Here is a 14,097-nt window from a genome sequence, read left to right as displayed (position 1 = left end):
ATTTATGAATAAGATTTGTATTTACATATTACTATTGATTATCACGTTTTCTTGTCAATCTAAAGCCGACGAAAAAGAAAACACCAAACCTCTGGTGGACTATGTGAATCCGTTTATAGGAACCGATGGTCCCGGAAATACGTACCCAGGTGCGAGCGAACCCTTTGGCATGGTGCAGTTAAGTCCGGATATTGGTATTCCGGGTTGGGATAGAATTGCGGGCTACTTTTACCAAGATTCCATTATTACTGGGTTTTCGCACACACATTTATCGGGCACTGGTGCAGGTGATTTGTATGATATCTTGGTCATGCCAACTAATAGCAGATTTAACAAGCGCATAGAGGCTAATAATTTCAAGCCCTATTCAACCTTCAGCCATCAAAAGGAAAAGGCATTTCCGGGCTATTACTCGGTCGATTTGTTGGATTATGGCATAAAAGCAGAACTAACAGCCACAAAACGAGTAGGTATACATCGATACACCTTTCCAAAAGATGGCGATAGCCAAATACACATCGATTTGGGGTATGCTATTAATTGGGATAAACCAACCGAAACATACATTGAAAAAGTGAACGATACCATTATTCAAGGGTATCGTATGTCTACAGGTTGGGCACGAAATCAAAAGGTGTATTTTCAAATGCAGTTTTCAAAACCTTTTGACACGCATAATTACTATAAAAATGATACCCTGAAAATCTATCCAATGAAGGGTAATACCAAAATAGTGATAAAATACCAAACCCTTGATGACGAGCAAATCATTATTAAAACAGGATTGTCATCCACAAGTTGTGAGGCCGCAGCCCATGCCATAAAAATGGAAACGGTTGGTTTTGATTTTGACTATCAACAGGAGAAAACCACATTGGTATGGGAAAATCAACTTCAAAAGATAAAAATTGAAACCCCCGATGAGAATAAAAAAAGCATCTTTTATACCATGATGTACCAAAACATGCTTACGCCTAATTTGTTTAGCGATTATGGAGGCACTTATAAAACAGCTAATGATGAAAACGGCCAATTGAAACAGGGAAAAAATCCAATTTCTAGAGCTGAAGGTTTTAATAGATACGATACTTTTTCTTTGTGGGATACATTTAGGGCAGCCCATCCCTTACATACTATATTACAACCTAACCTCGTTCCTTATTTCATTAAATCGTTACTGGCACATTATAATGAAACAGGGGAATTACCCGTGTGGTCTATGCAAGGTAGTGAAACCGATATGATGATTGGTTACCATGCGGTTCCTGTAATTGTGGATGCGTATTTTAAAGAGTTTGATTTTGATGCACAACTGGCTTACCAAGCCTGTAAAGAAAGCGCCATGGTTAGGGATAGACAGATTGATATTTACAGCGAAAAAGGCTATATTCCAGTTGATGAGCATCACGAAAATTGGTCCGTTTCAAAAACCATGGAATACGCTTACGATGATTGGTGTATTGCCATGTTTGCAAAGTCATTGGGTAAAATCGAAGATTTTAACTACTTTATTAAGCGTTCTAAAAGCTGGCAAAACTTACATAACGAAGCCAATTCTTGGATGCAACCCAAAGACGGTAAAGGCAATTTTATAACGCCGTTTATTCCCAAGGCATATAGCCCCTATTTCTGCGAAAGCAACGCATGGCATTATTATTGGTTTGTGCCTCATGATGTTGAATCTTTAATCAAAAAAACAGGCGGTACAGAACGCTTTGAGCTAAAGCTAGATTCTATGTTCACTTACCATCCCGAACCTACCGATAAATTACCTTTATTTAGTACTGGAATGATAGGTCAATATGCACATGGTAATGAACCCAGTCATCATGTGGCCCATTTGTATAGTTTTATAGATAAACCATCCAAAGCGCAAAAATATATTCGTCAAATTTTAGAAACGCAATACAAAAATGAACCAAATGGACATTGTGGTAATGAAGATTGCGGACAAATGTCGGCTTGGTATATCTTCAACGCTTTAGGATTTTATCCTGTTAATCCAGGTCAAAATGCTTATGCCTTGGGGTCGCCACTTTTTGATTCGGCAACCATTGAGCTACCCGATAATAACCAGTTCAAGATTGTAGCAGAAAATAATTCAAAAGATAATATTTATGTGAAATCGGTTTGGCTTGATGGAGAAATCCTTAATAGGAATTACATCACCCACAAAGAGATTATGGTAGGCGGTACTCTTAAATTTGAAATGAGTAATACTCCTAACTTAAACAAAGTAGTTGAAAAGTTAAATTCGACTAAGGTTTATGGTAGTTTTCCATAATAATGCATTAAAGATCCATGTGTAGTCTAGTACATTATAATTATTTTTACTAAGCAAAACGTTTAACTAATACATTTATATTTATGGATTTATATCCACTAAAATTCACGCCACTTTTTAAGTATAGAATATGGGGTGGCGAAAAACTTAAAACAGTACTAAACAAAGATTATAATGAAACCAATATTGGGGAGTCCTGGGAGATTTCAGGCGTTGAAAACGATGAAACCTTGGTGGCTGATGGTGGCTTAAAAGGCAAAACTCTTCAGCAACTTATTAGCGCGTTTAAAGGTGATATTGTTGGGAATACTGTATACCAAAAATTTGGAGATACCTTTCCATTACTTATCAAATTTATTGATGCCAAAACGCCACTATCCATTCAAGTACATCCAAGTAACGACATAGCCAAAGAACGGCACAATTCCTTTGGAAAAAACGAAATGTGGTATGTTATGGAAGCTGATGATGACGCAGAATTAATTGTTGGTTTTGATAAAGAAATCACACAAGAAGAATATAAAGCGCATTTAGACAGTAGCACTATTTTAGAAGTCATGCATCATGAAAACGTAAAACCCGGCGATACGTTTTATATCCCAACAGGAAGAGTTCATGCCATAGGTGCAGGCGTGATGTTGGCAGAAATTCAACAAACGTCTGATATTACTTATAGAATTTACGATTATGACCGAGTGGATGCCAAAACAGGAGCTAAACGAGAGCTTCATAATGATTTAGCAATTGATGTAATTGATTATGCGGTGTATGATTCTTATAAATCAGACTATAAATTAAAAAAGAATGCCTCAAACACCTTGCTGCATTCACCATATTTTAAAACCAACATAATAGCTACAGATGGCGAAATGACTATGGATTACAGCAATATAGATTCGTTTGTAATTTACATCTGCGTGGAAGGTAGTTTGAGTATTCATCGTGATGGCACTGAATACAGCCTAAAAACAGGAGAAACCATTTTAGTGCCAGCAAATTTAAAGACTCTTAAACTACAATCTGAAGGCTCTAAAATACTAGAAGTATATTACCAATAATTAGATATGAAATTGCCATTACCCTTATTCGTCTTCTTTATTTTTCTTGCAACTTCATGTAAGCAAAATAAAGAGGACGTTCAGGAAAGTGAGGTTTTTAATAATGCACATATCTTTTATTACAACTGGTATGGTTCCCAAAAAAAAGATGGTGAATATAGGCATTGGGCACACGAGGTAATGCCACATTGGTCAGACTCTACATGGAATAATATAAAAGGGTTTTTGGGTGGAGATGATATTGGAGCCAATTTCTATCCACAACTGGGATGCTATAGCTCTAATGATAAAGATGTTATTTCAGAACATTTTAAGCTTATTAAAGAAGCAGGTGTGGGGGTTTGCGTGATGTCCTGGTGGGGTAAAGATAGTTTTGAGGATAAATCAATGTTAATATATCTTGAACTAGCAGAAAAGTACAACATTAAAATAGCATTTCATATAGAACCATTTTACAAAACCATAGAAGCATTTAAAGACGCAATAAATTATTTGAATATGAGTTATGGAAAACATAGCTCTATTTTTAGAATTCAAGGAAAGCCTTTATTTTATGTTTATGATAGCTATAAATTAGATAAGAGTGCATGGAGTAGTCTACTCGAAACAAATGGTAAGATAAGTATAAGAAATACAAAAAATGATGGTGTTTTTATAGGGTTATGGGTTCATGAAAACGAAGAAGATTTCTTTACAGATTCTGGTTTTGATGGGTTTTACACCTACTTTGCTAGTGATGGTTTTGTATATGGAAGTACCACCGCAAATTGGTCTTATCTTTCAAAATTTGCCAAGACAAATAGATTGTTGTTTATTCCATCTGTAGGACCTGGTTATCTAGATACAAGAATTCGTCCGTGGAACGATGAAAACACAAAGCATCGCAATAATGGAAGCTACTACAAAGACATGTTTAGGAAGGCCATAGCCCAAAATACTGAGTTTATATCTATAACTTCTTTTAACGAATGGCATGAAGGTACTCAAATTGAGCCTGCGATACCCAAGCGTATTTTAGATTTTACCTATGAGGATTATGATGAAACCCCAGATTATTACATCAACCTTACCAAGAATTTAATTTCAGAATATCAAAATAAAACCAAATAGAAACAATTAAATAAGAATGAGAAAAGTATTATATATAGCAATCTTTATTTTAATATCCTGTAGTACTAAAGAGAAAAAAGAGGAGGTATACAGTTTGGTATTATCAGATAATAATCTTGTTGATTTTGTAAATCCGTTAATGGGTACAGATTCTTCTTTTGAATTGTCTAATGGAAATACTTATCCAGCCATTGCCACCCCTTGGGGCATGAATTTTTGGACACCCATGACTTCTAAAATGGGAGATGGTTGGACATACAAGTACGATGAAAACAAGATTCGAGGGATTAAACAAACCCACCAACCTAGTCCGTGGATAAACGACTACGCCGCATTTTCATTAATGGCTGTAACTGGCGACTTGAAATTTCAAGAAGACGAGCGTCAATCATGGTTTTCTCATAAAGCAGAGACTGTAAAACCGCATCATTATAGTGTGTATTTAGCAGATTATGATGTTACTGCCGAAGTAACACCAACAGACCGTGCTGCACATTTTCAGTTTACCTTTCCAGAAAACCAATCTTATATTTTATTAGATGGATTCTTTAAAGGATCCATGGTAAAAATCATACCTGAAGAACGTAAAATTATTGGTTACTGCCGAAATAATAGCGGTGGTGTGCCAGATAATTTTCATAATTATTTTGTAGCGGAATTCGATAAGGATTTTCAACTTACCCACACCTGGGGCGACAACTGGACACTTTCAGAAAATAGTAAAGAAAGTGAGGGCGACCATGTTGGCGCCATAGTCGGTTTTAAAACAAAACGTGGGGAAACTGTGCATGTAAAGGTAGCGTCGTCATTTATAAGTTTAGAGCAGGCCAAACTCAACCTAGATAGGGAAATTGGTGCTGATAGTTTTGAAACTACAAAAGCAAAGGCCAAAAACGCTTGGGAAAAGCAACTGGGTAGAATTAAAATTGAAGATGATAATATTGATAACATCCGCACTTTTTATTCTTGTCTCTATAGAGTGTTACTGTTTCCAAGAAAATTACATGAATTTGATGCACAAAATCAAACTGTTCATTACAGCCCATATAATGGTGAAGTGTTGCCTGGTTATATGTTTACAGATAATGGCTTTTGGGATACGTTTAGGGCAGTGTTTCCCTTTTTCAATTTGATGTATCCAGAACTGAATGCGCAAATTATGGAAGGATTGGCCAATACCTATAAAGAATCTGGCTGGTTACCAGAATGGGCAAGTCCAGGACACAGGGATTGTATGGTGGGCTCTAATTCGGCACCAAATATTGCAGATGCCTTCTTAAAAGGTGTTGATATGACGGATGCCGGTGTATTGCTAGAAGCGATGCTGAAAAACGCTACGACTTCAGAAGGTAGGCCAGCTTCAAATGGAGGTAATACCCTTAAATCTGTGGGACGTGAGGGCATTGAATATTACAATAAATTGGGCTATGTGCCTTATGATGTTGGTATTAAAGAAAATGCGGCCCGAACTTTAGAATATGCCTATGCCGATTTTACCATAGCCCAAATGGCAGATAAATTAGGCAAAAAAGATATAGCAGAAACGTTTTACAAGCGCTCGCTGAATTACAAAAATTTATTCGACCCAGAAACCAAATGGATGCGAGGTAAAAATGAAGACGGTACATTTCAAAGTCCGTTTAATCCGCTAAAATGGGGCGATGCTTTTACAGAAGGCAATAGTTTGCACTACACATGGTCTGTTTTTCATGATATCAACGGGCTCATGGAACTTATGGGAGGGAAAAAAGCCTTTGAGAATAAATTGGATGAGGTATTTAATATGCCTCCAGATTTTGACGACTCTTACTACGGGTTTACCATTCACGAAATCAGGGAAATGCAAATCATGAATATGGGTAACTATGCCCATGGCAATCAACCCATTCAACATATGATTTATTTGTATAATTATGCGAATACATCATACAAGGCACAAGAAAAAGTGCGTGAAGTATTAACCAAATTGTATTCTGCTACACCAGATGGTTATTGCGGGGATGAGGATAACGGACAAACATCAGCATGGTACGTGTTTAGCGCTTTAGGGTTTTACCCCGTAACACCAGCTGTAAACCAGTATGTTATTGGAAGTCCGCTCTTTAAAAAGGCAACGATTAATTTTGAAAACGGAAACACCTTGGTAATTTCTGCGCCAGAAAATTCAAAAGATAATGTTTACATAAACGGAGCATCCCTAAACGGAGAAGCTCACAATAAAACGTTTTTGAATTTTGAAACACTAAAAGAAGGAGGGACATTAACCTTTGATATGAGTGCAACCCCAAATAAAACTTGGGCTAGTACTAATGAGGCGGTACCTTATTCTCTGAGTCTAACAAAAAAGTAGAACACTATGGCACATACTAAATTACCTTATAATCTGTTAATATTTCTATTGGTTTTACTAGTAGGTTGTAAAGATGTGCCAAAAGAAGATATAGAGCAGGAGACTACAACAATATCAAAAGATTTTACGCAATTTGTCAATCCATTTATTGGTACTTCAAATTTTGGAACCACCAATCCTGGTCCCATTGCAGTAAGAGGAATGGCAAACGTATCGCCCTTTAATGTCGCTGGCCCCAAAAATTTGCCTTTAGAAAAAGACAGCCGATGGTTATCCACGCCATATATTCACGAAAACACGTTTTTAACAGGTTTTAGCCATGTCAATCTTAGTGGTGTTGGATGTCCTGATTTAGGAGTTATTTTAGCAATGCCAACCACAGGAGATGTGGAGACCAATCACTTAAATTATGGTTCAACCTATACAAAAGAATCAGCCACTGTTGGGTATTACACCAACACACTCGATAAATACAATATTAAAGTTGAAGCCACAGCCACTACACGAGTTGGCGTGAGCAAATACCATTTCCCAGAAGGAAAAGCTAATATACTTTTAAATTTAGGTTTGGGTTTAACGAACGAAGAAGGTGCTATGGTAAATGTGGTATCACCCAATGAAATTGAAGGCATGCGCTCTGTGGGTTCATTTTGCTATTACAAACCCGAAGAGGCTTATCCTGTGTATTTTGTAGCACGTTTTTCTAGACCTGCAGATACATTTGGTGTTTGGAAAACCCCAAGAACTTATGATGGTGTAGAAGGTAAATGGATGGGCTATAACGGAAAGTATCGCATCAAAGAAAATTATACTAAAGAAGTCGTTGGCGATAGTATTGGAGCCTATATGCGTTATGACTTCAAAACACCTACAGTGGTTGAAATGAAAATTGGCGTATCTTATGTAAGTATCGAAAATGCCAGAGAAAACTTAGAAAAGGAAACATCAAACAAAACATTTAACGACATTTTAGTTGATACAAAAGCAGATTGGAACCAACATTTATCTAGAATAGAAGTTGAAGGTGGTACAGAGGATGACAAAACTATTTTTTATACGGCTTTATACCACACGTTAATCCACCCAAATACCTTAAACGATAGCAATGGCGAATACCCAAAAATGAAAACTCGTGAAACCTTAAAAACCGATGGCACACGTTACACCACCTTTTCTTTTTGGGATACTTACAGAAATTTACACCAGTTAATGAGTTTGGTATATCCAGAGCAACAATCCAATATGGTGAAAAGTATGTTGCAGATTTACGATGAATCTGGATGGTTACCCAAATGGGAACTTAACGCTACAGAAACCACTACCATGGTAGGCGACCCTGCAGGAATTATTATTGCAGATACATACTTAAAGGGGATTAGGGACTTTGATGTAGAAAAGGCCTATGAGGCTATGAAAAAGAGCGCCACACAAATTGAGAATAATCCTTTAAGGCCAGGATTGAAAGACTACATTGAAAAAGGGTATCTTACAACAAGCACCGTACATAGTGGTTCTGTTTCTACAACCCAAGAATATAATATTTCAGATTTTGCTATAGCCCAATTGGCTAAAGCTTTAGGTAAACAAGAAGATTATGAACTGTTTTCTAAAAGAGCCATATCCTACAGGAATCTTTACAGTGATGAATTCAAATTATTAAGACCCAAGAATGAAGATGGCAGTTGGTTAACACCATACAATCCAGAATACGGAGCAAATTTTGTTGAAAACGTTGGCTTTATAGAAGGTAATGCGTGGCAATACACCTTTATGGTTTCTCATGATACTGAGGGTTTGATTGAGCTTATGGGAGGAGATGATACGTTTACCAATCAATTGGAAAATGTGTTTAAAAAAAATCAATTTGATATGGCTAACGAACCCGATATAGGGTATCCGTTTTTGTTTAAATACATAAAAGGCAAAGAACACAAAACAGATGCATTGGTACAACAACTTTTAAACACCTATTTTAAAAACACCCCAGATGGCTTGCCAGGAAACGACGATACTGGCACCATGAGCGCATGGGCGGTATTTTCTATGATGGGTATTTACCCAATTTCCCCTGCTGAACCTAGCTATGCTATTTTTCCATCAAAATTTGATAAGGTTACCATTCATTTAAACAATATCTACTACAAGAACAATAGATTAATATTATCTAAAGAATCGACATCAGAGGGTAAAAAAATTAAAGTTAATAAGGAGATTTATAAAAACCATTTTATAACTCATCACGCTATTACAAGTTCAAAATAAATTTTGCTCATTGGCTTTCGCTTTAGTTGGAAAAGCGATTATAAGTAAGAACCAATTTGAATAAGAAAAATTTACACATACTAATATTATTCACAATTGTCTTTTTTGGCACGGGCATGCTAGATATGTATAGTCAGGATTCAGATGGCGATGGTGTTTTAGATGTTTTAGATGTATGCCCTGGCTTTGATGATATGGCCGATAATGATGGTGATGGGTATCCAGATGGCTGCGACTTAGATGATGATAATGATGGTATTTTAGACGTAAATGAGTGTGGGACATTTGAGTTTGATTTAACATCTTTTTCTATCCCTTCTCCGTTTACAAATGTTACAAATTGTAGTGGACAAAGTATTTGGTTTCAGTCTAATCCCGTTTACACTATAGCACCTCCCAACCATCCCTGTTTTGACCCAATGGGTGCTATGGGAGTTGTTACAGACCATACCACAGGTTTAACCACAGGAGGAACCATTATTGGTATACAAGCGGGGATAGGGTCAGATTTTTTACCTGTTATTAATATTAATAGAACTGTAGAGCCCAATAGTGATTATCTTCTTGAGTTTGCCCACATGATATGGGCTAGAAGTGATGACCCAAATCCAGACTTTCGAGGTGCTATTCAACTTTATGTAAATGGTGTCTTGAATACAACATGGGAAGGTACTCCTGGGTTACTATTTGGTGTTTGGGAAGAAGCTAATGTTATAATTAATTCAGCAGCTAATACAACATTTAATATAGAGTTAAGGGTAAGACGGGGAGCTACTATTGGGGGTAATGATTATATGATTGATGATTTACGTTTTAGTCCACTTGCTCAATTTTGTGATACAGATAAAGATGGTATACCAAATCAATTTGATCTAGATAGTGATAATGATGGTTGCAATGATGTAATTGAATCTGGAGGTATAGATACTAATATTGATGGCATACTAGATGGATCCGGAATTGATTTAAACGGACAAGTTGTTGCGGGTACTGGAGGCTATAATAGCTACAGTGGCGATGAAACCACAGCAACAACTATCTCAGTTATAAATACACCGCCTAATGCCATTTCTATTATAGAAGGAGATAATACATCTATTAGCACTTTATTTAATAAAATAGATACGGGCATATTCAATACAGGCGTGCCCGATTATAGTTCAAGTACACCTTCTACCTCAGGATTTGTATATCAGTGGTTTTTGGGAGACCCCAATTTAGGAGGTATGCCGTTATCCGAACTTTCGCCAAACTATAGTGGTGTTACTTCAAATACGCTAAACCTAATCAATGTTCCTCAGACTTTTGATGGTAATATTTACTATCTGGTTGTCAATCACACAGATTACTTATGTTTTTCTGAGACCTATACTACAGCACTAAATGTAAATTCACAACATCCTTGTGACCCTATGCTTTCTGGCAATTTAGACTCAGACGGAGATGGGATTAGTGATATTTGTGATATTGATGATGACAATGATGGCATTTTAGACAGTATTGAGTGTGCCAGCGAAACAGGAAATTTGATTGAAAATGGAGATTTTGAAATGGGGAATATAGGTTTTAATACCTCTTATACTTTAGGAATCTGCAATTTTGGAGGTTTTACGCCAGATGCCGGAGAATATTTAATTCAAAGAAATCCATTTAATTGCCATCAAAATTTTAAGAATATTGGTGACCATACCTCTGGTACTGGAAATATGATGGTTATAAATGGTAGTTCTGCAGCTAGTTTACCGTTTTTTTACAGTCAGACTATCACACAGGGTATTGTACAAAATAGGTTGTATGAATTTTCAGTTTGGGTACTCAATCCTGTAAGAGAGGAATTTGATGCAACAGACCCGATAATAGAATTATATATAAACGGACTTTTAGTGGGCGGACCAATAACAATACCTGAAACAGCAAATTGGACACAAATTGCGGGAGAATGGTTTTCGGGAACAAACACCTCAGCCATACTTGAGATTAGAACTAGGTCTTCTGGAGCCAATGGCAATGATGTTTTATTAGATGATGTTGAGTTTTTCTCTTGTACTACAGATTCTGATAATGACGGTATCCTTGATAGTGTTGATTTAGACAGCGATAATGATGGGATTCCAGACGTTGTAGAGAATACAGGAACATTAGTTTTGCCATCCAATAGCGATATTAATCAAAATGGTTTAGATGATGCATACGAAAACAACACTATGCCTATTGATACGGATGGTGATTCAATTCCAGACTATTTAGATTTAGATAGTGACAATGATGGTATTTTCGATATTGAAGAAACAGGTCAATTAGGAATCTTATTTTTTGATGCTAATTTGGATGGTAGAGAAGATGGGCCTTACGGAACCAATGGATGGACAAACAATGCAGAAACCTTTCCAGACAGCAATTTAATTGGCTATACACCAAACGATTTAGACACTGATACTATTTTCTCTTACTTAGATTTAGATAGTGATGGTGATGGCTGTAGCGATGTTATAGAAGCTGGGTTCTCTGATGGTAATGCTGATGATTTAATAGGTGATAACCCTGTAACAACAAATGCAAACGGATTGGTAACAAATGCTGCTGATGGTTACACAGTTCCTAATAGTGATTACCTTATATTTGCTCCCATAACTATTATAAATCAGCCTAGTGATACCAGTGTTTGTGAGTTTTCAAACACCACCATAAGCATAGTTTCGTCAGATACTGAAAACTATCAATGGGAATTAAGTATAGATGGTGTTAATTGGTCTGTACTTTCAGATGATCTTACATACTCTGGCACATCAAGTCCGAATTTGGTATTAAGTAATGTAACTCAATTGTTAAACAATATCAGGTACAGGGTTAAATTAGATAGAAACGGAAATGCTTGTGGTTTGTATTCAAACGAGATCAACTTAACTGTAAATATACTTCCTATTGCTAACAATCCTACTACATACATGCAATGCGATGATGCTTCTAATGATGGACAAGCATTTTTTAATCTAACACTGGATCAAATTAAAGAAGAAATAAATCCTAACTATTTAGCTGAAGGTTTAACGTTTTCATATTATCTCACCCAGGCCGATGCTCAAAATGCAACCAATGCCATTACCACACCCAATAACTATCAAGGCGCCCCAGGATTTACCCCCGAAACCGTTTGGGTAAGAACTGAAAACGTTAATGGTTGTTTTATGATAGTACCATTAATGTTAGTGGTAAACCCATCTAGTGCTGCTCTGAGTGTTTACAATCCAACCCCATTGTACCACTGCGATAACGGATTGGATGAAAGGGATGGTGTAGCAACTTTTAATTTGTCTTCAATTAGAGATGATATTTCTTTAAACGTATTTTCAACAATAAATGTATCGGTGCATTTTTACGAAAGTCAAGTGGATGCCGAGTTAGAAACCAATGAAATACCTGATATTTCTAACCATCAAAATTTTAATTCACCCAATAGTCAAAGTATTTGGGTACGTGTAAAAAGTGATTTAGGAAATAATTGCTTAGGACTTCAAGAATTAACAGACCTTTTAATTGTTGAAGCTTTACCTATTGCTAATCCAGTTACATTTAGCAGCCAATGCGATTATGACACGAACGATACTGTTTTGAGCTATCCTTTTGATGCTTCAAATCTGGAAGCCGATATTTTGAATGGTCAAGATCCTATGAGTGTTACCATAACTTATTTTGATGATACTGGGAATCTATTGTTATATGCAGATGGAACCCCAGTAATAAGTCCCATTCAACCAACATTTCTAACAGAAAATCAAACCATCACGGTTAGGGTTACTAATAATTCAACAAATGACCCAGATGGCGCATGTTATGACGAGACTAACGTGGAGTTCATTATAGATGAGCAACCTATTATTGCCAATGTGGTGCCACCCCAAGAAGTTTGTGATGGAGACAGCGGAGATATAGATGATGATGGTTATTTCTTATTTGATACCTCTGGCTTTTTAGCAACTATACTTGGTTCACAAACCAACATGGAAATTTATTTTGACTACGTAGATGAAAATGGCAACCTTATTACTGATAGTCCTACCTTACCAAACCCACTTAATTCCGCTAATCAAACGATAAATGTAGTGGTTGTTAACCCAATAAACACAAGTTGTTTTGCTAATACTACCATAGATTTAATTGTAAATCCATTACCAGAATTTGAAATTGATTCAGAACATATCGTATGTACTTCAGACCCAACTTTTACCGTTGAACTAGACCCTGTAGAGGCAAGTGTTATTGAAACTTTTACGTACGAATGGCGATGGACTAGTTTAGATGGAAGTGCTGTAAATCAGTTATTACCCGATACAACACCAACCATCTCAGTTTCGATACCGGGTACTTATCATGTTACTCTCACTAAAACAGATGGTACGAGTTGCTCTAGAACACGTGATATTTTTGTAAACGCCTCAGAAATAGCCACAATTAATCAAGATGATATTACGGTGGTTGATTTTACAGAAAATGACAATACAGTTACCATAAACACAACAAACCTTGGTCAGGGCAACTATGAGTATGCTTTAGTTGAAGAAAACTCTAACTTTATAGTTTACCAAGATGAACCAGAATTTACTAATGTAAGACCTGGATTTTACACTATTTATGTAAATGACAAAGATGGATGTGGTGTTGTTACTTTAAATATTTCAGTACTAGGCTATATGAAGTTTTTTACACCAAACAATGACGGATTTAATGACTTTTGGCAAATTATTGGTGTTAGTGCTTCGTTTCAAGCCAATAGTAGAATTTTAGTGTTTGATCGCTATGGGAAACTACTAAAACAGATTTCATCGTTACAAGATGGTTGGGATGGCACATTTAATGGCAATATGATGCCCACCGATGATTACTGGTTTAAGGTATTCTTAGAAGATGGTAGAGTTTATTCCGGTCATTTCACTTTAAAGCGTTGAGTATACTTAATATGCAATGCAAGTTAATATAAATATAGTTTATAAATAGAGTATTTATATACTCTTTAACGGCTATCTCTTTAAAGTCAA

General features: G+C 36.3%; 6 protein-coding genes. All 6 read left to right on the top strand.

The window, feature by feature from the left end; all coding sequences use genetic code 11:
- Positions 1-4 precede the first annotated feature (4 nt).
- The 6 genes from DFQ02_RS11065 to DFQ02_RS11040 all read left to right on the top strand — a co-directional run bounded on the left by DFQ02_RS11065 (position 5) and on the right by DFQ02_RS11040 (position 14,007).
- Positions 5-2,284 (top strand): GH92 family glycosyl hydrolase, encoded by a 2,280-nt coding sequence (locus DFQ02_RS11065; protein WP_116524501.1) that lies wholly within the window; start codon positions 5-7, stop codon positions 2,282-2,284.
- Positions 2,285-2,367: 83 nt separating this feature from the next.
- Positions 2,368-3,342 (top strand): type I phosphomannose isomerase catalytic subunit, encoded by a 975-nt coding sequence (locus DFQ02_RS11060; RefSeq protein WP_116524500.1) that lies wholly within the window; start codon positions 2,368-2,370, stop codon positions 3,340-3,342.
- A gap of 6 nt (positions 3,343-3,348) precedes the next feature.
- Complete coding sequence (locus tag DFQ02_RS11055) at positions 3,349-4,452, top strand: glycoside hydrolase family 99 protein (protein WP_116524499.1); 1,104 nt, start codon at positions 3,349-3,351, stop codon at positions 4,450-4,452.
- A gap of 16 nt (positions 4,453-4,468) precedes the next feature.
- Complete coding sequence (locus tag DFQ02_RS11050; RefSeq protein ID WP_116524498.1) at positions 4,469-6,802, top strand: GH92 family glycosyl hydrolase; 2,334 nt, start codon at positions 4,469-4,471, stop codon at positions 6,800-6,802.
- A 6-nt stretch (positions 6,803-6,808) separates the two neighbouring features.
- Entirely contained in the window at positions 6,809-9,064 is a 2,256-nt protein-coding gene (locus DFQ02_RS11045; RefSeq protein WP_116524497.1) for a GH92 family glycosyl hydrolase, read from the top strand.
- Positions 9,065-9,189: 125 nt separating this feature from the next.
- Positions 9,190-14,007, top strand: coding sequence for a T9SS type B sorting domain-containing protein (locus DFQ02_RS11040; RefSeq protein WP_181896407.1), 4,818 nt, complete (start codon positions 9,190-9,192; stop codon positions 14,005-14,007).
- The last annotated feature ends 90 nt before the right edge of the window (positions 14,008-14,097 follow it).

The organism is Seonamhaeicola aphaedonensis, assembly GCF_003386195.1.
Taxonomy (GTDB): domain Bacteria; phylum Bacteroidota; class Bacteroidia; order Flavobacteriales; family Flavobacteriaceae; genus Seonamhaeicola; species Seonamhaeicola aphaedonensis.
This window is presented reverse-complemented; position numbering and strand designations above follow the sequence as displayed.

Coding starts and splice junctions, on each gene's coding strand:
- DFQ02_RS11065 (WP_116524501.1), top strand. CDS start 5: ATGAATAAGATTTGTATTTACATATTACTATTGATTATCACGTTTTCT.
- DFQ02_RS11060 (WP_116524500.1), top strand. CDS start 2,368: ATGGATTTATATCCACTAAAATTCACGCCACTTTTTAAGTATAGAATA.
- DFQ02_RS11055 (WP_116524499.1), top strand. CDS start 3,349: ATGAAATTGCCATTACCCTTATTCGTCTTCTTTATTTTTCTTGCAACT.
- DFQ02_RS11050 (WP_116524498.1), top strand. CDS start 4,469: ATGAGAAAAGTATTATATATAGCAATCTTTATTTTAATATCCTGTAGT.
- DFQ02_RS11045 (WP_116524497.1), top strand. CDS start 6,809: ATGGCACATACTAAATTACCTTATAATCTGTTAATATTTCTATTGGTT.
- DFQ02_RS11040 (WP_181896407.1), top strand. CDS start 9,190: ATGTATAGTCAGGATTCAGATGGCGATGGTGTTTTAGATGTTTTAGAT.